Origin of the sequence: Serratia sp. (in: enterobacteria) (assembly GCF_046715635.1) — a bacterium.
Classification (GTDB): Bacteria; Pseudomonadota; Gammaproteobacteria; order Enterobacterales; family Enterobacteriaceae; genus Chania.
In genome coordinates, this window is the sequence record NZ_JBKJYW010000396.1 from 1 (window position 1) to 22,230 (window position 22,230).

The 22,230-nt window shown below is 51.4% G+C and carries 20 protein-coding genes and 1 pseudogene; 7 read left to right on the forward strand and 14 right to left on the reverse strand.

Annotated elements, in window-relative coordinates:
- The 7 genes from mgtA to ACLQ7H_RS20505 form a co-directional block, all read left to right on the forward strand.
- A partial coding sequence (gene mgtA / locus ACLQ7H_RS20475; protein ID WP_411754251.1) for a magnesium-translocating P-type ATPase occupies nt 1-1,926 on the forward strand: 1,926 nt, incomplete at its 5' end.
- A 192-nt stretch (nt 1,927-2,118) separates the two neighbouring features.
- Nucleotides 2,119-2,400 carry a hypothetical protein gene (locus ACLQ7H_RS20480; RefSeq protein WP_411754252.1) on the forward strand — a complete coding sequence of 94 codons (282 nt, stop codon included), beginning with the start codon at nt 2,119-2,121 and terminating at the stop codon, nt 2,398-2,400.
- 107 nt (nt 2,401-2,507) lie between these two features.
- On the forward strand, nt 2,508-2,840 hold the full coding sequence (locus ACLQ7H_RS20485) for an SMR family transporter (RefSeq protein WP_411754253.1): 333 nt from the start codon (nt 2,508-2,510) through the stop codon (nt 2,838-2,840).
- Nucleotides 2,841-3,102: 262 nt separating this feature from the next.
- Entirely contained in the window at nt 3,103-5,496 is a 2,394-nt protein-coding gene (locus tag ACLQ7H_RS20490) for a beta-N-acetylhexosaminidase (protein ID WP_411754254.1), read from the forward strand.
- Nucleotides 5,497-5,631: 135 nt separating this feature from the next.
- The gene (gene metC, locus ACLQ7H_RS20495) at nt 5,632-6,819 is read left to right on the forward strand and encodes a cystathionine beta-lyase (protein ID WP_411754255.1); all 1,188 of its coding nucleotides are present in this window, start codon (nt 5,632-5,634) and stop codon (nt 6,817-6,819) included.
- Between the two features lie 1,266 nt (nt 6,820-8,085).
- On the forward strand, nt 8,086-8,370 hold the full coding sequence (locus ACLQ7H_RS20500; RefSeq protein WP_411754267.1) for a winged helix-turn-helix domain-containing protein: 285 nt from the start codon (nt 8,086-8,088) through the stop codon (nt 8,368-8,370).
- A gap of 35 nt (nt 8,371-8,405) precedes the next feature.
- Nucleotides 8,406-9,038 carry a helix-turn-helix transcriptional regulator gene (locus tag ACLQ7H_RS20505; protein WP_411754256.1) on the forward strand — a complete coding sequence of 211 codons (633 nt, stop codon included), beginning with the start codon at nt 8,406-8,408 and terminating at the stop codon, nt 9,036-9,038.
- A gap of 83 nt (nt 9,039-9,121) precedes the next feature.
- Here the strand turns inward: ACLQ7H_RS20505 and ACLQ7H_RS20510 are convergent, their stop codons facing one another.
- The 14 genes and pseudogenes from ACLQ7H_RS20510 to ACLQ7H_RS20575 form a co-directional block, all read right to left on the reverse strand.
- The gene (locus ACLQ7H_RS20510) at nt 9,122-9,583 is read right to left on the reverse strand and encodes a helix-turn-helix transcriptional regulator (protein ID WP_411754257.1); all 462 of its coding nucleotides are present in this window, start codon (nt 9,581-9,583) and stop codon (nt 9,122-9,124) included.
- Between the two features lie 214 nt (nt 9,584-9,797).
- Nucleotides 9,798-10,934: a fimbrial protein gene (locus ACLQ7H_RS20515; protein ID WP_411754258.1), complete on the reverse strand. Its 1,137-nt coding sequence runs from the start codon at nt 10,932-10,934 to the stop codon at nt 9,798-9,800.
- A 25-nt stretch (nt 10,935-10,959) separates the two neighbouring features.
- Nucleotides 10,960-11,679 (reverse strand): fimbria/pilus periplasmic chaperone, encoded by a 720-nt coding sequence (locus tag ACLQ7H_RS20520; RefSeq protein WP_411754259.1) that lies wholly within the window; start codon nt 11,677-11,679, stop codon nt 10,960-10,962.
- Between the two features lie 12 nt (nt 11,680-11,691).
- Nucleotides 11,692-14,160, reverse strand: coding sequence for a fimbria/pilus outer membrane usher protein (locus tag ACLQ7H_RS20525; protein WP_411754260.1), 2,469 nt, complete (start codon nt 14,158-14,160; stop codon nt 11,692-11,694).
- 71 nt (nt 14,161-14,231) lie between these two features.
- The gene (locus tag ACLQ7H_RS20530; RefSeq protein ID WP_411754261.1) at nt 14,232-14,759 is read right to left on the reverse strand and encodes a fimbrial protein; all 528 of its coding nucleotides are present in this window, start codon (nt 14,757-14,759) and stop codon (nt 14,232-14,234) included.
- A 73-nt stretch (nt 14,760-14,832) separates the two neighbouring features.
- Complete coding sequence (locus tag ACLQ7H_RS20535) at nt 14,833-15,366, reverse strand: fimbrial protein (protein ID WP_411754262.1); 534 nt, start codon at nt 15,364-15,366, stop codon at nt 14,833-14,835.
- A 715-nt stretch (nt 15,367-16,081) separates the two neighbouring features.
- Entirely contained in the window at nt 16,082-16,468 is a 387-nt protein-coding gene (ridA, locus tag ACLQ7H_RS20540) for a 2-iminobutanoate/2-iminopropanoate deaminase (RefSeq protein WP_411754263.1), read from the reverse strand.
- Nucleotides 16,469-16,614: 146 nt separating this feature from the next.
- Nucleotides 16,615-17,079, reverse strand: a complete 465-nt coding sequence (gene pyrI, locus ACLQ7H_RS20545; protein ID WP_021807800.1) for an aspartate carbamoyltransferase regulatory subunit — start codon at nt 17,077-17,079, stop codon at nt 16,615-16,617.
- 12 nt (nt 17,080-17,091) lie between these two features.
- A complete protein-coding gene (gene pyrB / locus ACLQ7H_RS20550) occupies nt 17,092-18,027 on the reverse strand; it encodes an aspartate carbamoyltransferase (protein ID WP_024483414.1) in 936 nt (311 codons plus the stop codon).
- Between the two features lie 337 nt (nt 18,028-18,364).
- Nucleotides 18,365-19,081 carry an ABC transporter ATP-binding protein gene (locus tag ACLQ7H_RS20555; protein WP_411754264.1) on the reverse strand — a complete coding sequence of 239 codons (717 nt, stop codon included), beginning with the start codon at nt 19,079-19,081 and terminating at the stop codon, nt 18,365-18,367.
- Nucleotides 19,068-19,904 (reverse strand): ABC transporter ATP-binding protein, encoded by an 837-nt coding sequence (locus tag ACLQ7H_RS20560; protein ID WP_411754265.1) that lies wholly within the window; start codon nt 19,902-19,904, stop codon nt 19,068-19,070. The genes ACLQ7H_RS20555 and ACLQ7H_RS20560 overlap by 14 nt, the downstream gene beginning before the upstream one ends.
- Nucleotides 19,897-20,718, reverse strand: coding sequence for an ABC transporter permease (locus ACLQ7H_RS20565; RefSeq protein ID WP_024483417.1), 822 nt, complete (start codon nt 20,716-20,718; stop codon nt 19,897-19,899). The genes ACLQ7H_RS20560 and ACLQ7H_RS20565 overlap by 8 nt, the downstream gene beginning before the upstream one ends.
- A complete protein-coding gene (locus ACLQ7H_RS20570) occupies nt 20,715-21,767 on the reverse strand; it encodes an ABC transporter permease (RefSeq protein ID WP_411754266.1) in 1,053 nt (350 codons plus the stop codon). Before ACLQ7H_RS20570 ends, ACLQ7H_RS20565 begins: the two co-directional genes overlap by 4 nt.
- Nucleotides 21,768-21,778: 11 nt before the next feature.
- Nucleotides 21,779-22,230: pseudogene (locus ACLQ7H_RS20575) on the reverse strand (ABC transporter substrate-binding protein); the annotation flags it as partial.

The window sequence follows — 22,230 nt, forward strand, 5'->3', positions numbered from 1 at the left end:
ACTGGCAGCGAAACCTACTTCGGCCAGTTGGCGCAGCGGGTGACCAGCCAGGATGAGCAACCCAACGCCTTCCAGGCAGGGATCAGCAAAGTGAGCTGGTTGTTGATCCGCTTCATGCTGGTGATGACGCCAATCGTGCTGCTGATTAACGGCTTCACCAAAGGCGACTGGTGGGAAGCGGCACTGTTTGCGCTTTCGGTGGCAGTGGGGCTGACGCCGGAAATGCTGCCGATGATCGTCACCTCTACCTTGGCGAAAGGGGCGGTCAAGCTGTCGCGCCAGAAGGTGATCGTCAAACGTCTGGACGCGATCCAGAACTTTGGCGCGATGGATATTCTGTGCACCGATAAAACCGGCACGCTGACCCAGGACAAAATTGTGCTGGAGCGCCATACCGATGTGTTTGGAGCCAACAGCGAGCGGGTGCTGCGTTACGCCTGGCTGAACAGCTTCTACCAGACCGGGCTGAAAAACCTGCTGGATGTGGCGGTGCTGACCTGCGCCGATGAAAGCCAACAGCCGCATGCGTTACAGCATTACCGCAAAGTGGACGAGATCCCGTTCGATTTCGAACGCCGCCGCATGTCAGTGGTGGTAGCGAAAGAGGCGCAATACCACGCGCTAATCTGCAAGGGCGCTCTGGAAGAGATGCTGTCGATCTGTAGCCACGTGCGGCAGGAAGATGAAGTGATCCCGCTCAGCGAAGCACTGTTGGCGCGCATCCGCCGTGTCACCGACGATCTCAACCAGCAAGGGCTGCGTGTCGTTGCAGTGGCCAACAAGATCCTGCCCGCGACGGATCATGAGTATGGCGTAGCGGATGAAGCGGATCTGATCCTCGAAGGGTATATCGCCTTCCTCGATCCACCGAAGGAGAGCACCGCACCGGCATTGGCCGCGCTGAAAAAAAATGGCGTGACCGTCAAGATCCTCACCGGCGACAACGAACTGGTCGCCGCCAAGGTGTGTAAGGACGTGGGGCTGGATGCGGAGCATATCCTGCGTGGCAGCGAGATCGAACTGATGGATGATGCCACGCTGGTCGCAGCGGCGGCACGTACCACGGTGTTTGCCAAGCTGACGCCGTTGCACAAAGAACGCATCGTCCAACTGTTGCGTAAGCAGGGCCATGTGGTGGGCTTTATGGGCGACGGTATCAACGATGCCCCGGCGCTGCGTGCGGCGGATATCGGTATTTCGGTAGATTCTGCGGTGGATATTGCCAAGGAAGCGGCGGATATCATCCTGTTGGAAAAAAGCCTGATGGTGCTGGAGCAGGGGGTGATCGAAGGCCGCCGCACGTTTGCCAACATGCTGAAATACATCAAGATGACCGCCAGCTCAAACTTCAGTAACGTCTTCAGCGTGCTGATCGCCAGCGCCTTTTTACCCTTCCTGCCGATGTTACCGCTGCATCTGTTGATCCAGAACCTGCTGTACGATATTTCCCAGATCGCGATCCCGTTCGACAACGTTGATGACGATCAGATCACCAAGCCACAGCGTTGGAACTCCGGCGATCTGGGGCGCTTTATGGTGTTCTTCGGGCCAATTAGCTCGATCTTCGACGTGCTGACCTTTGCCCTGATGTGGTACGTGTTCCAGGCCAATACGCCGGAAATGCAGACGCTGTTCCAGTCTGGCTGGTTTGTGGAAGGGCTGTTGTCGCAGACGCTGATCGTCCATATGATCCGCACTCGCAAGATCCCGTTTATCCAGAGCCGCCCATCCTGGCCGCTGTGCGTGATGACGCTGGCGGTGATCGCTATCGGTATCGGCCTGACCTTCTCGCCGCTGGCGGGCTTCCTGCAACTGCAGGCGTTGCCGCTGGGCTATTTCCCGTGGCTGGTGCTGATTTTGGTCGGTTACATGGTGCTGACCCAGTGTGTGAAAGGGTGGTTTGTCCGCCGGTATGGCTGGCAGTAAGCTGTTTTACGACCAGTGAGAGGGTACTTAATCCCCTCAGTAAATAACGGTTGCCACTCCCCTCACACCAAGTTACATTGGTAACAATGTAACTTGGTAATGGCATTCGTAACTAGAGATATCGCACACTACCGAGTTGCTACCCTGTTCAATGGGGGCTAATGAAACGTCACATTAAATGAGGTAAGCCAAGTGTCTATTAATCAAGATAAAAACAATGCAGGTTCCTTTACTGTAGAACGCGTGCAATCTGGTTTTCGTATTGAAAAACGTCTTTTAAAGGTACTAAAAGCCCTTGCTGAGTATCACGACATTAGCTTAGGAGACCTTATCGAGGGGATTGTGTTACATGCTTTTGAAGGTAAATGCGCATTTGGTGAACAAAACTTGGCTCTGATCGAAGATCTGAAGAAAATTTATGCCCTTGATTTGACTGCGGATGCCTCCCACCAGTTGGTTGAAGTTGAAAAGTAATTCGACTGGCATAACGTTGGCCATGTAATAAGTTTCCATGGTTTAACGCTAACTTAATCCCCGCGCTTCATAATAATTGAACGCTATACATATAGAAGAATATAGCAATGACTGGATTTATGTTTTTAACGATGGCGATCGTCGCAGAAGTGATCGCAACGGCAATGCTGAAAGCCTCCGAAGGGTTTACCCGGCTGTGGCCTTCTCTGGCAGTCGTGGTGGGCTATGCTATTGCATTTTGGGGACTTTCGATGGTCGTGAAAATCATGCCGTTGGGGATTGTTTATGCCATCTGGTCTGGGATGGGCATTGTACTGGTTTCTATTGCTGCGCTATTTATTTATCAGCAAAAATTGGATCTGCCAGCGGTGATCGGCATGGGGTTGATTGTTGCTGGAGTGCTGGTAATTAATTTGCTGTCTAAATCGGCGGTACATTAATGGGTAATTACCAAGAAGAACGGCGAAATACTTGTATTTATTTTCACTAATGCTTGTAATCATTTAAATTAAACGTCCACACGAGACTATTTGTTTCCTGAATGCTTAAGTCGGGTTATCACAGATGTGAATTGTCCAGCGACTACCCCATCGAATCTGTGATCCATCGCACTGTTCTGCCCCTGCGGTTGGACATCTCTCCCCAGCTCAGTCTTTATCAACTTCCTTGGCTAGATTGATTTTTTCCTCTGAGGAATTTCCGATGCACAAACCTTTCAGTTATACGCTACTGGCTTCTTCGCTGTTATTTTCCCTCAATGCACTAGCCCAACCGGCTGGCGATCTGCCGCTGATGCCCTGGCCACAGCAGGTTGAGTTAGCTCAGCCGCAAGGCAAGCTGGTGCTGGATTACCGCTTATCGTTCAACGTACAGGGTGACGATTTAGGTGAGGCTCAGGCTCGCTGGCGCGATCGCCTGGAACTCCAAACCGGTTGGACGCTGGCCCCACAGGGCGAGAAAAACCAGGCGGCAACGATCGACATCATCATCAAACACCAGGTTGCGTCCCAGCCGCTGCCGGACAGCGATGAGAGCTACCAGCTCAAGGTGACATCGCAGGGCGCGACGCTGACGGCCAACACCCGCTTCGGTGCGCTACGCGGTATGGAAACGCTGTTGCAACTGGTGCAGACCGACGGCGAAAACACCTTTATGCCGTTGGTAAATATTACCGACGTACCGCGTTTCCCTTGGCGCGGTGTGCTGCTGGATTCGGCGCGCCATTTCCTGCCGGTCGAGGATATTCTGCGCCAGCTTGATGGCATGGCGGCGGCCAAACTCAACGTATTCCACTGGCATCTGACCGACGATCAGGGCTGGCGCTTTGCTTCCGAGCATTATCCAAAGCTACAGCAACTGGCCAGTGATGGTCATTTCTACACCCGCGAGCAGATGCAGCAAGTGGTCGCCTACGCCACGGCGCGGGGTATCCGCGTGGTGCCAGAAATCGATCTGCCGGGCCATGCTTCTACCATTGCCGTTGCCTACCCAGAGCTGCTTAGCGCGCCAGGGCCGTATCATATGGAACGCCAATGGGGCGTCCACAAGCCCACGCTCGATCCTTCCAACGACAAAGTTTATCAGTTTGTCGACAGCATCATCGGCGAACTGGTGGCGATCTTCCCGGATCCTTATCTGCATATTGGTGGCGATGAGGTGGATGCCACCCAGTGGAAAGAGTCAAAAACCATTCAGGCGTTTATGCAGCAGAATCAGTTAGCGGATGCCCATGCGCTGCAAGCCTTCTTCAACCAGAAGCTGGAAAAGATCCTCGAAAAACAGCAGCGCCGCATGGTGGGTTGGGATGAGATTTACCATCCGACCTTACCGCGCACCATTGTGATCCAATCCTGGCGTGGGCCAGACTCTTTGGGGGCTAGCGCCCAGGATGGCTATCAAGGCATCCTCTCCACCGGCTTCTATCTCGATCAGCCACACAGTACCGCCTACCACTATCGCAATGAAATTTTGCCGCAGCCGCTGGGGGTCGATACCAACGTGCAGGCGGGGGAGCAGGCGCAGAGCTGGCAGTTCAGCATGCCGCGTTTTAAGGGCAGCCCGGTGGAAGGGACCTTCACGTTGATCGAAGGCAAGCAGGGGTGGCGTGGCTTTATCGATTTTAAAGACAAATCGCGTCGAGCGGTGCGGGAGATCGAATGGCGCACACCAGAACAAGTGACCTTCCGCATTGATACCTGGATGGGTGACACGCGCCCGGTATTCACCTTGCAGCAGGATCAACTGAGCGGTTACACGCTGGTGGGCAACGTGCGCTATCCAACCAGCGGCAGTAAATTGACGGCGATCCCGGCGGGCGTTATGCCAGTGGTGCCGGATGAGCAGCATCAGACCAATATTCTGGGGGGCGAGGCCGCCTTCTGGGCGGAAAACATCCGTGCACCGGTGCTCGATCTCAAGCTGTGGCCAAGAACCTTTGCCGTGGCGGAGCGTATGTGGTCGGCCAAGGATGTGACCAACGAGGATAATATGTACCAACGCCTGGCGGCGATAGACGCCTGGTCGGTGGTGTCTGTCGGCCTGCAGCAGCATGCAGAAACGGCGCGTGAGTTTACCCGTTTAGCAAACAATGTGGATATCACTCCATTGCAGGTCTTGGCCGAAGCGGTGGAGCCGGGGCAGTATTACACTCGTCAGCACCTGAAGTTCAAGGCGGGTAATTACCATCAATTTGAGCCGCTGAACCGCTTTGCCGATGCCATCCCACCGGAAAGTGCGGCGGTACGCGATCTCGATCAGCAAGTGGCGTTGCTGCTCAACGACAAGAACCATAGGGCGGCGGCGGAGGCGATCCGTGAACGTCTGCAACGCTGGCAACGTAACGGTGCACCGGTGAAGCAGGTGATAGCCGGTAACGTGGTGATGAAGGACTTGGCACCGGTGGTACAGGATGTCAGTGCGTTGGCCGATCTGGGCTTGATGCTGTTGGAACGCTATCAGCAAGGAAAGCCTTTGAGTAAAGCCGAGGCGGAACAGGCCCAGCAACAACTGGACGCGGCAGCACAAATCCGGGATGAAGTGGTGATTGCGGCTGTGTACCCGCTGGAAACGCTGTTGCGCGCAGTAGCGGTGCAGTAATCCTGACCAGGGGAGGGCTACCATTGCCGTCCCCGCTGTTTTCCTTGGCGAGAGATTTATCGTTATCAAGCTTCAGCTTGAAAGGTGACGGATATCACTCTACTTTATTGATTGACGATAAAAAGCAGGCAGATTATGACAGCTAAAAAAATAGAAACCGCCCTGGTCACCGCTGGCCGTAAGCCTCGATTCACCCAAGGATCGGTTAACCCGGTGATCCAACGTGCTTCTTCCTTAACCTTCGAGACGGTGAAGGCCAAAAAGTTTGCCACCGCCAATCGCGCCAAAGGGGAGTTATTCTACGGGCGTCGCGGTACCCTGACGCATTTCTCATTCCAGGACGCGATGGCCGAACTGGAAGGCGGAGTAGGTTGTTCGCTTTACCCTTGTGGGGCGGCAGCTGTCACCAATGCTATCCTGGCATTTGTTGCCAGTGGCGACCATATCCTGATGACCGGAGCCGCCTATGAGCCGACGCAGGATTTTTGCAACAAGATCCTGAGCAAGCTGGGCGTGGTAACCACCTATTATGATCCGCTGATCGGTGCCGGGATCGCCGAGCTGATCCAGCCTAATACCAAAGTGCTGTTCCTTGAGTCGCCAAGCTCTATCACCATGGAAGTCCAGGATGTACCGGCGATGGTGAAGGCTGCCCGTGCGGTGAACCCAGATATCGTCATCATGATTGATAACACCTGGGCGGCAGGCATTCTGTTCAAGGCGCTGGATTTTGACGTGGATATCTCTATTCAAGCCGGAACCAAATATATCATTGGCCATTCCGACGCCATGTTGGGTACCGCCGTGTCGAACGCCCGTTGCTGGGACCAGCTGCGTGAGAACTCCTACCTGATGGGGCAAATGGCCGACGCGGATACCGCCTATAACGGCAGCCGTGGCCTGAGAACGCTGGGTGTTCGTCTCAAGCAGCACGAGATCAGCAGCATTGCCATTGCCCAATGGCTGGCGGCGCGGCCAGAGGTGGAGCGGGTCAATCATCCGGCGCTGCCTTCTTGTAAAGGGCATGAGTTCTTCCAGCGGGATTTCAGCGGTAGCTGCGGGCTATTCTCTTTTGTGCTGAAAGCGCGACTGACCAATGAGCAGATCGCCCACTATCTGGACCATTTTGAACACTTCAGCATGGCCTATTCGTGGGGCGGGTTTGAATCACTGATCCTGGCCAACCAGCCGGAAGAATTGAACCAGATCCGCCCGGCGGCCAAGGTGGACTTTACCGGCACGTTAGTGCGTGTTCATATCGGTTTTGAGAATATTGACGACCTGATCGCCGATCTGGAAGCGGGCTTTTCACGGTTGCAATAATCCCGTTTCCTCCATGGCAAAGTGAGAAATTGCCCGTATCGCTATTGATCTAGGCTTTGTCCCTCAATTGCAGGTGAGATCTGCTGGAGGTCATTGGGCCACGAGGCAAGGCACGAGCCGTGAGGTTTGGTGGACCTGGACCAAATAAGCGCCGACTAACACAGCAGAGTGACCCAATGGCCTCAGCCCAAAGGGTCACACCCAAAAAAAACCGTACTCAGCGTTGTCGGATTTGAACGTTGGCCCACTATGCCCAGCCCCCCCACCTTGATTACGGGATTTTGTGTCTGCGACGCAACCACGGCCAATTGAGGAACACGCCTAGCATAGGGCAGCAACATAATTGCTTCCGTGAACTGTCCAAAATAAAGCCCTCCGTTTATATCTTCGGGGGGCCTTATGTGCCTTAGGCATTCATGCCAGCAGCCATTCCTTTGTATCTACGACATCAGGTTATTTCACCGCCATCTTTTATCCCGACTCTTACTCTCCAATTGTTCTAATGTTTTTATCAAAATGGTGGTTTTCAGTTCCAACCATGGAAGATAACAATTAATTTTATCAATGCCTTAACGTAACCTTAAGCTGGTGGGAAAGGCAGGTCTATCATAATTGATAAATTTTAAGTATTAATCATGCCGTTAATATAGTCATTTTACTTATATGAGATGAGTTTTGGTCCACGTAACTTTGTTGTGGTAGCACAGCATTTCATTGATGATAACTCAAGTTGTGAGTCGGGAAAAAATCCGAATAAAGATAGTGGGCCTATAGGTAAAATAAATTAATATTTTAAATTTTTCAGAATATTCATTTAGACTACCCAAGATAATCGCGCTATAAAATTGAGTAAAAGAGAGGAAAACGTTTATTATATCAACTTGTCAATAAAAGGTTTATAATTCCACTTTTTAGTTATTAATCGTGTTCTAACTCTTATATTTTAACTTTCATGGTAATAAGTAGTAAATTTTGCACTAATGTTATGACCTATCACATAAATGAAGTGGGATTGTTTCACTGGGTTTAATGACCGAGAATACTCTTAATGTTTTTCTTTTGAATCCATAAAGATAGCATGATGGCATATATGAGAGGGGACGCAGGCATAATTATTACAGTAAGGGGGAAGAAATGCTGAATAAAGATAATCATTATGGATATGTGATCAAGTTCGAGAATGGGTGCTATTTACAGGTGGATTTGTTACATAAAAACTTGGTTAAGCTGTCTACTGCAAAAAAAGACGCGCCTAAAGTCATATCGATGAGGACGACCAAGATGAAATTACTGTGTTATCTATTGGAGAAGGCGAAAAATAAAATCGTCAGCAGGGAAGAGTTACTGAGTAATGTGTGGGAGGCTAGCAGTTTGAGCTCATCTTATCCGCGCTTGCTACAGGTAATTAACAAGCTGAAAGAAGATCTTAAGTATTTAGAGGTTCCAAGTGAATTTATCACTTATTATCGAGGGATAGGGTACAGCATAATTTGTACCCATATATTAAATCTTTACTTCAATATGGATGGATGTTATGAGGTTAGTGATTGATTCTTTCAGATGGTCGCTAATGACAAGGAAATAATATGAAAGTGGAAAAATTATTGAATATTGCGCTTCTGGATGAGGATAGTTTCACGAGTTTAGGTGTCAAGTATTTACTATGGAATTCATATTCCTCAATGGTAAGCTTAGAAAGCTTTCACTCGCTTAATGATCTTAAGGCAGTATCACCTCTGATCTGGGATGCGATTGTCATTGATACAAGCGGTATTGAATTTTCGCTATTGGAAGTTTTTACCTGGCTTGACAGCATCTATGAAACGCATAAGAAAAGGCCAAGAATACTATTCACTTATCGATACCCTCAGGGGCAGTTTCCATTGGCTATTATGAATTACTACGCCATTGCTATTCATAATCATAAAGACCATGCTGATATTTTTCTCGAGCGTGTTGCTGATGTACTGGGCAATAATAATGTATTGAGACGGAGTAGGCCCCATATTACCCGAACAGAAAAGCAAGTATTATTAAGTTTATCAAAAAACCAGAGCATCAATTCTTTGAGTTACAGTAGTGGTAAAGAAAGGAAGACATTATACAGTCATAAAAATTCGGCATTGGCGAAACTTGGCGTCGTCTCTTCAGAGCATTTTTTTGCTCGTTATAATCGTGAGCAACTTTTTTGTTTAATGAATCTATACTGTTTTATGTGATCTTTTAATAGAGGAAAATGACTAATTTGCTAGGCAGTGAACTGCCGTCCTACCCATGAATATCTTCTAAAATAAGCCTCTATTTAACCGGTTTGATGGATTTTGTGATAAAGTCCAACAATATTTTCAACATAGTACTTTTTGTAGCTCCCTTTTCTATGACTGCTGACAGTTTTATGACTGATCCCCATATGCGTTGATATCATTCTATTATTCATGCCAAGCATAATGAAATTTATTACCTCTTGCTGCCTGTCAGTTAAATCATTATTTGCAGAGTAGGGTACTGGTGGGCTATCTGCATTCAAGGAACTCAGCGCAGCATGCTGCCTGCTAACTAATAATAACGACAGACGGTTAGCAAGTTCATGCACTCTAGAAAATTTGGTGACGATGTTTTTAGGTTTCTGGGCTTGGTGGCCAAAAACCAGGCGAGTAATGCCCGGTGCGTGCAGTACCCTCAGCGCAGCGCTACCAAATCGTTTGTTAATTAACTCAAAAACGACTCTTCTTTCTTGCTGGCTGACGCCATCAATATCAAACAAACTACTTTTTTTCCAATCTTAACAGGATCATCAGATCTGTAAATATTGAGCAGTGGATCACATCGCCAACATCCTGCGGGATATTATTTTTTTCAGAGTATCGTCGACCATTTTCTGCAAAGAAAATTGTATCAGTCCATAATGGTTAAAAGTAATCACATTAATCATAAAAACTCCATTTAGATCAATGGCAGGTCTGTCTAATATTGCCAGATTAAGGATAAGCGATAGTGAAAATGGCGTCGGCTTTTACCTCACCCGCTTTTAGCGTGGCATTGGTACGAATATATTTAGCTGTCAACGTCAGGGGGAGCGCACTGCCGTCTACCGTAGAGGTCCCTATTAAGTACTGACCCACGTTGCTGCTGCTGACGCCGGTATTTTGTGCGCCAAATTGCACTAAACCACCGTCACTTTTTTCAATCACGATCCCTACTCCTGCGGCGGTACTTGCCGCGGCCAGTCCCAGAGTGGTGGAGCGATTGGCTCTGTCATTACTGTCGGTAAAAGTGATATAGGGTTTGGCATTTTTACCGCAGTTACCCAACGGGATAGAAAACGATTTGCTGCCGCTGATATCACCGTGGTTCTGAAGGCTGGAGCTGTCTACATCCGGTAAGGTCACGGCAATATTGGTACCACCTAAATCACAGGTCGGGGTTTTAGGTACGGGTAATTCAGGGATAACGGCTGATCCACCTCCTTCTGGTGACAAAATATCTAACCCCCAAAATGCTTGCAAACCTGCGCAGCGTAAGCTCCCTGTTGTAGTATTTCTGTCATCCCAGACTTTTTGGTTACCAAATACGATAGTCAAAGTAGACCCGCCGAGGCCCGTAATCGTTCCGCCCTTGTATATACTGGCATTAGTTACCACCAACTCTTGCAGCCAGTAGTCCGTCGTTGTTTGGTTGGTACCGGCGGCTGTGACGTTACGGACATTAAGCCGGTTGAATGTTTCTCCATTGGCATAACCCCCAGGGTAGCCAAGGTTGGACATGCGATAACCAAGACCTTGTGCCGAACCTATCACGGCTATAGTATGGTGGGTATTGTTAATGGTTGCCGAGACATACCAGGCTCCCGTTAACAAGGTATCTGCTGAGCTACCTGTTTTACTGTATTTAAACGTAGTGATTAAAACCCGAGAAGCTATCACTGTTCCGTCGGTTAATGTGGTGGGTAATGTATTCATTTCGTAGGCACCACCATTGATTGTCCCTACCGCACAACTACCCGCAGTGATAGCAGCCATAGCGGGCAAGCTAGATAACCCTGCGAGAATAACTCCCAACGCAGTCCCTATTTTCCGCAGCTTGCCGGTGATATGCCAGAATATATCCATTTTCATCTTTATTCCCCTTGGCAAGCGTCATTTATTTTGCGTTGACTACCTGGCAATGACCGGCGTTACAGCTGAAATTCAGCACCGGTCGGCCACCGTAATCATTAATGTAGGTCAATGCGGGTTGGCTGAAGTGGTTCGATTTCAGCTCACCTGTGGATTTGGGGGCTATCATCAAAGGTTGAAAACCGTCGTCAGTCTTGGCGGTACTTTTTTCAGCCAGCCCAATGACTGTCAGGTGATAAGGGGTTGGATTGTCAATCCGGTAACCTTGTGCTGTCTGCTGTAGCTTAATCTGCTGCTGCCAAATCTCACCTTTTTTAGGCGTGACAGCCTGTGGGCGGTAAAACAGTTTGATCTGCGTTTGCAGCGCTATTTGCATGACGTTGCTTTTCTCACTACGCGGTGGGATTTCCCGCAGGTTGAAATAAAACAGCGACTCTCGATCCTGTGGCAGGGTTAAAGCTTCCGGTGTTGCTGAAATCCGGACGGCGCTTTTAGCGCCCGCCTCAAGTCGTTGTACGGGAGGCGTGACAATCAGTGGTGTGGTAATTTTCTGATGCCGGGAGTTCTCAATCCAGGCCTGTGCCAAATAAGGTAATTCTTTATTTTCATTGCTGATATTAAGGCTGATCGACTTGCTCTGCCCGTCATAAATAACCCGGGTACGGTCCAGGGCGATAGCGGAATTGGCTGCCTGGCTCCCCAGGAGCAGCACAGTTAACAAAGTGATTTTCCGTATGGTTTGCATACTGTTAGTTACCTATTTCATGGGGTGGCAGGGCAGCAGCAATTGCGACTGCGCCTGGATTTCTTCCGGTAGAGTTATCTGGCACTGCTTACTGCCATTCCAAGCGATATCCAACGTTTCCCCCGCAGAAATACCGCTTATGTAAGCAAAACCATCCTCACTGACGATGGCCAACTCCTGTCCTTTGTTATTGGTTACGTTACTGCCAAAGGGAGGATAACTGCCGTCAGACAGGCGTAAGGTCACGATAGCCTTGAGGCCTTTCACCATACCAAAACGCCGATAGCCTATGGCTCCGTCGGTCAGGGCTGATTCAACTACGGGTTGGCGAGCTTCAACATCGTCGTCCAACTGGTTGATATCAATCCGGGTGTCGGTACGATAATAACTGGTGACGTCGCTGAGCACGGCAATACCAAACGCATTTGAACGTAAACTACGCCCTTCAATCGGCACCCCGGCCACGTCATCGGTGTTGACCATCAGGCGGGTGCCGCCATTGATGTTGTTACTGTGCAGTGCAGCGCCTTTGGGGGTTATGGTTGCCCCACCTCTCAGTGCCAGGCCATAGGAGGTAAAACTATCTTGTGCATAGCTGCCATTCAGGCTAAGTTCCGCCACGCTGCTACGCTGGGTATAAAACCCGCTAAACTGGCTTTTGGCACGGTTTTGCTGCTGGTTATTCAATCCGGCGCTCAAACGATAGTTACTATTATTACTGTTGTTATTGAGATAACTGACGTTCTGGTTATATCCGTTTTGGCTCTGTTGCCCGCTATAGCTGATATTTTGCTGGTTTCCTAACGGTATCGAAACGCCTAAGAACAGCGTGTCGTCATTGGCCCCGTTATTTTTGCTACGGCCAGCGGACAGGTTGAACGACACATCTTTGAAGCTCAGCACATCGGCATAATGGCTGAAGGAAATGCTGTAGTTGTCCGCAGTCTGCTGATCCCAATAGGTCTGATGGCTGTAGGAGATATAGAAGCTGACCCGGGCATCCGCGAAGTTTTTATTGGCGGTGATGGTATACATCTCTTTGTCATTACCGCTGTTATTATCGCGGTAGCGAGCATCAAGATACTGATTCATAGTCATAAACTGACGCTGTGAGAATCGGTAACCGGCAAAGGTGACCTCGCTGTCAAGTTGGTCAAAACGCTTGGCATAGTTAAGGCGGAACGATTTTCCGTGCTTGGAGGATTGCTCCGGTAACTGCGATGCCCAAGATTGGGTAACGTCAACTGACAGGGCACCCAGTACGAACAGATCGCGCCCGACCCCCATCGATAGCGAGTTATAATCGCCAGCGACAATGCCACCGCCGTACAGTGACCAACTGTTGCTAATGCCCCAGGACATTTCACCACTGGCAAAGGAGGGACCTTCTACGTTGTAGCCAATGTTGGCAGGCCGACCGAAAGCTGTTTTGTAGCGGATAGCCCCTGGTCTGGTCAGGTAAGGGATGGTTGCGGTATTGACCTGGAAGGTCTGCAGGCTGCCATCCTGTTCTTCGACCCGAACATCTAGCAGACCGCTCACCGAGTTGTTCAAATCCTGAATTCGAAACGGCCCGGAAGGTACGGTGGTCTGATACAACAACCTACCCTGCTGGCTGACAGTGACTTTGGCGTTGGTACGAGCAATGCCACTGACCTCAGGCGCATAACCTCGCAAATTGGGTGGCAGCATGCGCTCATCACTGGCAAGGCTCAAACCGGCATAGCGGAAGGTGTTAAAGATATCCGAGGTGAAATAGCTTTCTCCCAGTGTCAATGTTGCTGCCAACGGGCGTATGGCACGAAACAGGTATACTCGGCTCCAGTCAAAGTTTTGCTGAGATTGGCCGCCGTTGGAGTAGTTGCCTTGATAATCGCCTCGTAAACGCCAGGCACCCAGGTTCGCCCCGGCCGTACCGTTTAGGCTGGCACTGTTGATTGAGGAGGCATGCTGAGCCTTGCTGGCCAAGGTATTCAGGTTGTAATCCAGCAAAATGCCGGAAATACCATCATCCCAGCGCGATGGAGGCACCCAGTTGGCGTCACTGTAATCTAGCCATGCTTGAGGAATGGTGAGGTATAAGATGCCGGTAGAGAGATCGGTACGAGAGATCACACCATCCAGTGCCTGCAAATCTGCACAGCTATTGTTGTGCCAGTAGTTGACTTTCTCAGCGATACTTGGTTTAAGCCCAAACAGGTCGACCACGTTTTTTGATAGGCAAGGTTCGCTGCTATCTGGTTTTCCATCACGAGGAAGATAAGGCACCATCTGCTCAGGTAAGTCATGTTGGTTGAGGTTGATAATCAACTGATATGTTCCTGGCATGACGTAACCGGAGGCGGAGAAACGCGATAGGTCTATATTCTGCTTATCTTCGGTATCCAGGACGTCGGTGTTGAACTCAACCGCATGCGTAGCGCTGCTGAGCCCTATCAATGATGTCGCAAATGTAACGCAAAGTGTTCTGAAACAATCCATTGTGTGGCTCATAAACATGGCCCGATTAAATTATTCGCGAATCGATAAAATTCATCTGCCCGCAATGGTATTTATTGATAAACCAGTGTGAAATTCACTGCCGAGTGAAAAGGTCCAGCTTGTATCCGCGGAGCTGTTTTAATGAGGTGTAGAGAGTAATTTAATATTTTATTTTCTATGGCACCCCCCTGTAACTTCATTGCCACACCCGGAAGAACGATGTTGTTCTGTGCATCGTGAATTTCGAAAGCCAACCCTTGATTTTTTTCTCCCAACGTGAATCTTCTATTGCCGGGTTCGTTGGGGCCATCAAACTTGATACTGAAAGTTTGCCGTGAACCTTCACGGTATTGCGAGGTGGCTAAAATGCAACTGGTAAAGTGAATGGCGAAAGGGTAAATAAAAACCACGTTGCTCTGCTCAGGGTTTTCCTGAGTAATCACCCCTAAATTGACAGTTTGTTCCGCATTTTCAACCGATATGGTACAAGCTGGGTCAAGAATGGTTCCGCCGATATTCACGCGGCCATGTCCTGTCTGCACCGCTAAGCTTATAGAGGAAAAAACCAAACTGAATAGCAATAACAGAGGTTTCAACATACGTGTTTTTAACACCGTTATTTATTGGTTCAGTGATAAAGCATACGGCTAAAGCCGTATGCTTTTGCAAGATTTACTGATAAGCAAGGGTAAAGTTGGTTACGCTGGTAAATTGGCCAGGTTCCACGCTACCAGGAGTAGCACTGCTACCTTTCAGGTAGGCGGAGAACAGCAGGGTATTGTTACCTGTAGCCAATGTTTGTGCAGAAGAGGCTTCGCCCAACTTGATTGCTGTACCGTTACCACTGGTGATCACGATACCTGCGCCTTTTGCATCACCAACGATGCCCAGCAGACTGTTATCAATGCTGTCTTCCATACCACTGAAGGTGATAGAGACACTATCCATTAGAGCAGCGAGATCACACTTTTCTAAATCGATAGTAAAGGTTTGTGGAGTAGAAGTGCCCTGGTTAGCCAGCAGCGCGGCTGAAATCTGCCCCAATGGAACAACCTGATCAGAGCTTTGTGGCGTAATTGAACAAGGCGCATCAATAATGGAACCGGTAAAGGTTACGGTACCTGAACCCTGGTCTGCAGCATGTACCGCAAATGTTGATGCAGAAATCAAAGCAGCGGCTAATACACTCATTTTTAAATTAAACATACATAATCCTTTATTTTCTTGGGGTTATACTATTAAAGATACAACGCTTCTGCGCATACCATGATACATTTTCTACATAAATGGTTTTATTAAAAATAGATATAGGGATTATCATCTGGTGTTTGGCGCCATTATTATGGTATTAGGTCATTTTTATTGCTTTTCTAAACTAGGATTATTCTTTGTTTTTATTGCATTGGTGTTAATGAAAATATGCAATGAGCAACATTAAAATATAATTCACCTTTGACCTTGAGTTTTCTGTTTTTACAGAATATTAATTCGTTATATTAAGAATACACGATTCTTTTATCTGGTCAACGACTAATAACTGAATCAATGACCTGCTTGTGGTTATTTTTAAAGTTTTTTATGCTTATGTAATGAGGGTTAAGTAAACTCTTTAAGCTGGTTATCTGTAATTAACCGAATTAAAGCTTTGATATTCAGGTTTATGATGGGTTTAAAAATTTAAATGTGCTCGGTGAATTTATAGGAAATAATATTCAATCATGATAGGATTAGTTTTATTTTTATAAAGTCATAGAATATTTAACGTGAGGGAAGGTATTAGCAAGCTGATTCGGGAGCCATACAACCTCCTGGCGTTTGCGCCGGGGAATGATGTAGATAGCCTTGGGGGAGGTCAGAGGAGAGCAAAAAATACCATAAGGCCAACTAAGGCTGGCCTTAATCGATTGAACCTGCAAGCCGATTAACGGCGAACGGCGATGGCTTCGATCTCGATTTTCACGTCTTTTGGCAAACGTGCCACTTCAACGCAAGAACGCGCTGGGAATGAGGCGTTGTGCTCGGTGAAGAACGCTTCATAGGCCGCGTTAACGGTAGCAAAATCGTTGAGATCTTTGACAAAAACGGTGGTTTTAACGATGTCGCCCACTTTCAGGCCTGCGGCTTCCACGATCGCCTTCACGTTGGTCAATGACTGACGCGCCTGAGCGGCAACGTCATCGGGTACGGCACCGGTTTTTGGATCGACCGGGATCTGGCCGGAGGTGATGATCATGCTGCCCAGGTCAACGCCCTGCACGTAAGGACCAATGGCGGCTGGCGCGAGTTCAGTGCTGATATTACGTGACATTTTTTCTCCTGATATCCTGTTGTTGTTCAAACGGCGAGTCGACCCGCCGTAAACTCACATAGACGCAGCATGCAGCGCCCTACGACGCACCATTATAAAGGGTACCCGCCAGATTAATAGCGCCATACCCGGTAAAACGGATGATTTTAGTCGGTCTGTAACACCACCTGATGATCGAACTCTTTCTCGCAGTAACGGCACTTGAGGTGCACTTCCCCGGCATGAGATTTGACGCTGAAACTGGATGCCACCGGCTCGCTGCGGCTGATGCAGTTGCTGTTCGGGCAGGTCAGCACGCCGTCGATATGGTCCGGCAGGCTGAGCGTCAGCTTGCGCACCACTTCATAGTTATCGATACGGTTGACCGTAGCCTTGGGGGCGTACATCGCCAACTGGTTGGCCTGCTGCTCGGTCAGGAAGGTGTTCTCGATCTTGATCAGATCCTTGCGGCCCAGCTCTTTGGAGGGCAGGTTCAGGCCGATGGTGATGCGCTGATCGGTAGCGGTGAGCTTGAACAGCGAAAGCAGCTTAAAGCCGATTTGCGCCGGAATATGGTCGATCACCGTGCCGCATTTGATCGCTTCAACCTGGAGCTTATTATCGTGAGTCATGACGGTTCCCCCTTAAAGAGCCAAATCTGCGTTTAAAACCAGTGCCAACAGCGCCTGGCGGGCATAAATACCATTGCCTGCCTGCTGGAAATAGTGGGCGTACGGTGTCTTGTCCACCTCAATGGCAATCTCATCGATGCGCGGCAACGGATGCAGCACCTTCATGTTGTCACGGGCACCGGCCAGATCGGAAGCGCGCAGGATGAACTGCGCCTTCACGTTGGCGTATTCGGACGGGTCCAGACGCTCTTTCTGCACGCGGGTCATATACAGAATATCCAGCTCCGGCACCACTTCTTCAATGCTGTTGTGGCGGCTGTAAGAGATGCCTTTCTCGTCCAGCATCTTCAGGATATAGCTCGGCATTGCCAAAGCGTCTGGCGCGATAAAGAAGAAGTGGTTTCCTTCATATTTTGCCAGCGCCTGGGTGAGTGAATGCACGGTGCGGCCATATTTCAGGTCGCCGACCATGGCAATATTGATATTACTCAGGCGGCCCTGGGTTTCCTGGATGGTGAACAGATCCAGTAGCGTTTGGGTTGGGTGCTGGTTCGAGCCGTCACCGGCGTTCAATACCGGGATACCGCCAGAGAATTCAGCGGCCAGACGGGAAGCCCCTTCCTGCGGATGGCGCATCACGATGGCATCAACGTAGGTGCTGATCACCGAGATGGTATCGGCCAGCGTTTCGCCCTTTTTGCCGAGGGAGGTGTTGCTGCTGTCGGAGAAGCCGACCACCGAAGCCCCCAGGCGCTGGATAGCGGTCTCAAACGACAGGCGGGTACGCGTAGACGCTTCAAAGAAGCAACTGGCGATCACCAGGTGTTTGAGCAGCTCCGGCTGCGGGTTGGCTTTCAGGCTGGCGGCGGTGCTGAGCACCAGCTCCAGATCTTCACGGCTGAGATCGTTAATAGAGATGATGTTCTTGCGATACAGCGGATTGGCCATGTTCACTCTCCTCGGCTCTTGCCCTTGGCGCGGGGCTTTTACAATTTAACAGCAATGCTTTGGACAAAAAAAAGCCCCTCAACGAGGGGCCTTAAATGATGGTTCATGCAACAGGGGAAATAACGGCAGTTGCCCGCCGATTGGCTGGCGGTTTTGTCGAGTGTGGCGAACAAAACAAAGGTCGTTTTTCATGCTTTCTCCTGGCAAATTGTCGCGCATTATACTCGCGCTTTTTTTCTCTGCAAGGGTTAAAACACCACTTTTTGCGATTTCGCAATCGATTGGCTTGGCGAACGGAACACGGTGTCTGGTTGTTCGGCCAGGTTGCCGCTAACGCTTAATCCTGCATATGCTCACCGGCCTGTAAGGCAGCCCGGTCGTAATGCTGCACGATGTGGCCGCTCGCCATCAGGGCGGCCCGTTCGGACATATGGGCAATCACGTCGCCGTCGTGGCTGACCAGCAGATAGGTCATGCCGTGCTCGCGTTTCAGGTGATTGAGCAGGTTGAGGATCTCCGCCTGCACCGACATATCCAACGCCGAGGTGGGTTCATCCAATAGCAGAAGCTTAGGGCGTAACAGCAGGGCACGGGCGATAGCGACGCGCTGGCGCTGGCCACCGGAAAGCTGGTGGGGATAGCGGTGTGCCGTGGCTGCGCTCAGCCCTACCTGCCGCAAGGCTTCGTCGATCCGCGCCGTAATGTGTTTTTCACCGTGGATCTTCAACGGTTCACCCAGCGTACGGGCAATCTGATGCTGCGGATGTAACGAAGCGTAGGGATCTTGAAACACCATCTGCACGTCGCGGCGTAACTGGCCGGTGAAGCGTTGCTGCGGTTGCAGGGGTTGGCCGAGCAAGCGTACTTCTCCTCGCCATTCACGTTGCAAACCGGCCAGCACGCGCAGCACGGTAGATTTACCACAGCCGGAAGCGCCAATCAGGCTGAAGGTTTCCCCCGCCTCAACGCCAAAGCTCACCGACTCCACGGCGATCTTATAGCCGTTGCCCTGGGGGAAGCTGACCTGCAAGTTATCAATTTCAATCAGCGCCATGTTCGCTCCGGGTAAAATCGATGCTGCGATCCAGCACCGGCAGATCCTGGCCGTAGGTGCTGGCATTAGGGCGGCAGGCCCACAGCGTACGGGTGTAAGGATGGGTCGCTAGCGGCAGGTTGGCTGCGATCCCCTGATCGACCAGCTTGCCCTGATACATCACCAACACCCGATCGCAGCGCTCGGCCACCAGTGGCAGATCGTGGCTGATCAGCAGCAGCCCCATGTTACGCCGCGTCGTTTGTTCGACGATCAGATCGAGGATCTGATTACGCAATTTGGCGTCCAACGCCGAGGTTGGCTCATCGGCAATCAGCAGTTGTGGATCGTTGACCAGTGCAATCGCCAACATGGCACGTTGCCCCATGCCGCCGGAAAGCTGGCCGGGGTAGCTGTGATAAAGGCTCTCCGGCAAGCCGACGGCGGCCAGTGAATTCAGCACCCGCTCATGGCGATCGGCCCGGGTCAGTGCGTTATGCAGCACCAGGGATTCCTCGATCTGTTTACCGATGCTGCGCACCGGATTCAATGCGTAACGCGGATCTTGCAGCACCATAGCGATCTTGGCACCGCGTACTTCGTTCCATTGGCGTGGTTGAAGCTTTAGCAAATCGGTTTCGCGGTAGTGCAGTCTGTCGGCGGTGACGATGCCCGGCTTACGCACCAGCCCCATCAGTGCGCGGGCGGTCATTGATTTGCCGGAGCCGGATTCGCCTACCAGCGCCACTTTCTCCCGGCCAATACTCAGAGAAAGGCTATCCACCACCTTGTGGCCGTTAAATTCGATACTCAGGTTCTGTGCTGCCAGCAGTGGTTCAGTCATGATGTGGATCCAGTAAATCGCGCAGGCCGTCGCCCAGCAGGTTAAACGCCAGGCTGCTGATCAGGATCGCGCAGCCAGGGATCGCGGCGATCCACCACTGATCGAAGATCACCTGCATCCCGTCGGCTACCATCGATCCCCATTCCGCCATCGGCGGCCGGGCACCTAGCCCCAGGAATCCCAGACCGGCGGCGGCCAGAATTATTCCCGCTAAATCCAAAGCCAGGCGAACGACGGCAGAGGGCAGGCACATGGGCAGAATATGGCCCCACAGCAGGCGCGGCCCCTGAATGCCCATCATCTCGGCGGCGGCCAGGTAGTCGCTTTTACGCAGTAGTTGGATCTCGGCTCTGGCCTGGCGAGCATAGGCGGGCCAGGTGGTGAGCGCCAACGCCAACGCACCGTTGACCAGCCCAGGACCGAGCATCGCCACAAAGGCGAAAGCCAGGATCAGTCGTGGCATCGACATCACCACGTCGGTAAAACGCATCAGCACGCGCTCCAGCCAGCCGCCGTAGTAGCCGGATAGCACGCCAATCAGCAGGCCAAGCGGAAGGGTGATTGCCGTAACCAGCAGCACCAGCCCAAGGGTTGGCCGGGTGCCGTAAATCAGGCGGGAAAGCACGTCGCGGCCATAGCTGTCGGTGCCAAGCCAGTGGCCAGCTCCCGGCGGCAATAAGCGATTGGCGGCGTTTTGCCAGTTGGGATCGACCGGTGCCAACCAAGGCGCGAACAGCGCGATCAGCACCAGTAACAGCAGAATGGTGGCTCCGCAAGTGGCGGAAGGCGAACGTTTGAGTAGCGTCATGGTCATTGGCGCGCCCTCGGATCGAGCAAGCGCACCAGCAGGTCGGTGAGGTTGTTGATAATCACAAAGCACAGGCCGATCAGCAGCGTGCCGCCCATGATGGCGGTAGTGTCCCCGGCAAACAGCGCGGTGGTCAGATAGCGGCCAATGCCCGGCCAGGAGAACACGGTTTCGGTCAATACCGCCCCCTCCAGCATGCTGGTATAGGCGAGGGCGATCACCGTCAGCAGGGTGCCGCTGATGTTGGGTAGCACGTGGCGGAACATGATGCGCATCTCGCTGGCCCCTTTGGCGCGTGCCAGAGTGATGTACTCTTTATTCAGTTCGCTCAGGCAGGCGGAACGGGTCAGGCGGGTAATGCTGGCCAACGAGTAATAGGCCAGCAGGCAGACCGGCAGCACCAGATGTGCCAGCGCATTACGCACGGCCCCCGCATCGCCGGAAAACCAGGTATCAATCAGCGCGAAGCCGGTTTTGGCCTCGACGGTGTATTGGTAGATATCGTCCAACCGCCCCGGCCCGGCGCTCCACTGTAGTTTGGCGTAGAACAGCAACAGCATTAGCAGCCCCAGCCAGAAGATGGGCACCGAGTTGCCGAGCAGGGTAATAAAGCGCACGCCGATATCCAGCTTGCTGCCGGCAAAACGCGCACACAAGACGCCAGCCAGCACGCCGAGCGGGGCACCAATCACCAACGACAGCGTGGCCAATTCCAACGTGGCCGGGAAGGCATGCAGCAAATCCTGCAACACTGGCTGGCCGGTGGCGCTGGCGGTGCCGAGATCGCCATGGGCCAGCCGCTCCAGATAGTGCCAGAACTGCACCGGCAAAGAGCGATCCAGGCCAAGCTGCTGTTTGACCTGCTGATAGGTGGCAGCGCTGGCGTGATCGCCGACGATCTGCAACACGCGATCCACTGGCGACAGCGCAGACAGCAGGAAGGTGATCAACAACAGGCCGAACAAGGTAAGCGCAAGCGTAAGCAACCCCTGCGCCAGCCCCCAAAGACGACGCCGAGAACGGCTTCCCGGCGTGGATTTTATTGCTACCGACATGGCAATCCTGATTATTTGCTAACGCGATCGTAATAGACCATATCCGCATTCAGGCCCTGTTGATAGCCTTTGACGTTATCGCGCAGCACTACCTGCGTTTTGGCCTGATCGATAAACACATATGGCGAGCTGCGCTGCAATTCCTGCTGCATGGCGGTATAGAGCGCGGTGCGTTTGGTCGGGTCGGCTTCAGCGACCGCTGCCAGCGTTTGTTTGCTCAACTCAGGGATCTGCCAACTGTTCAGCCCGGCCACCGTGCTGCTTTTACCATCGTTATAGGCGAAGGCGCTGGCGTTGGAGTGCGCATCGAAGTAATCCGGGATCCATAGGCGGATCGCTGCCTGATGCTGCTTGGCGCGTACGCGGGCATACACTTGGCTACCAGCGGCAGGCAACAGATCGAGCTTCACGCCACCTTGGGCAAAGCTGGCCTGCAACGACTGGGCGATGGTGATAAACGGCG

Bases quoted from the DNA above. Each gene is read 5' to 3' on its own strand.
- ACLQ7H_RS20485 (WP_411754253.1), top strand. From the start codon at position 2,508: ATGACTGGATTTATGTTTTTAACGATGGCGATCGTCGCAGAAGTGATC.
- ACLQ7H_RS20490 (WP_411754254.1), top strand. From the start codon at position 3,103: ATGCACAAACCTTTCAGTTATACGCTACTGGCTTCTTCGCTGTTATTT.
- metC (WP_411754255.1), top strand. From the start codon at position 5,632: ATGACAGCTAAAAAAATAGAAACCGCCCTGGTCACCGCTGGCCGTAAG.
- ACLQ7H_RS20500 (WP_411754267.1), top strand. From the start codon at position 8,086: ATGAGGACGACCAAGATGAAATTACTGTGTTATCTATTGGAGAAGGCG.
- ACLQ7H_RS20505 (WP_411754256.1), top strand. From the start codon at position 8,406: ATGAAAGTGGAAAAATTATTGAATATTGCGCTTCTGGATGAGGATAGT.
- ACLQ7H_RS20515 (WP_411754258.1), bottom strand. From the start codon at position 10,934: ATGAAAATGGATATATTCTGGCATATCACCGGCAAGCTGCGGAAAATA.
- ACLQ7H_RS20520 (WP_411754259.1), bottom strand. From the start codon at position 11,679: ATGCAAACCATACGGAAAATCACTTTGTTAACTGTGCTGCTCCTGGGG.
- ACLQ7H_RS20525 (WP_411754260.1), bottom strand. From the start codon at position 14,160: ATGGATTGTTTCAGAACACTTTGCGTTACATTTGCGACATCATTGATA.
- ACLQ7H_RS20530 (WP_411754261.1), bottom strand. From the start codon at position 14,759: ATGTTGAAACCTCTGTTATTGCTATTCAGTTTGGTTTTTTCCTCTATA.
- ACLQ7H_RS20535 (WP_411754262.1), bottom strand. From the start codon at position 15,366: ATGTTTAATTTAAAAATGAGTGTATTAGCCGCTGCTTTGATTTCTGCA.
- ridA (WP_411754263.1), bottom strand. From the start codon at position 16,468: ATGTCACGTAATATCAGCACTGAACTCGCGCCAGCCGCCATTGGTCCT.
- pyrI (WP_021807800.1), bottom strand. From the start codon at position 17,079: ATGACTCACGATAATAAGCTCCAGGTTGAAGCGATCAAATGCGGCACG.
- pyrB (WP_024483414.1), bottom strand. From the start codon at position 18,027: ATGGCCAATCCGCTGTATCGCAAGAACATCATCTCTATTAACGATCTC.
- ACLQ7H_RS20555 (WP_411754264.1), bottom strand. From the start codon at position 19,081: ATGGCGCTGATTGAAATTGATAACTTGCAGGTCAGCTTCCCCCAGGGC.
- ACLQ7H_RS20560 (WP_411754265.1), bottom strand. From the start codon at position 19,904: ATGACTGAACCACTGCTGGCAGCACAGAACCTGAGTATCGAATTTAAC.
- ACLQ7H_RS20565 (WP_024483417.1), bottom strand. From the start codon at position 20,718: ATGACCATGACGCTACTCAAACGTTCGCCTTCCGCCACTTGCGGAGCC.
- ACLQ7H_RS20570 (WP_411754266.1), bottom strand. From the start codon at position 21,767: ATGTCGGTAGCAATAAAATCCACGCCGGGAAGCCGTTCTCGGCGTCGT.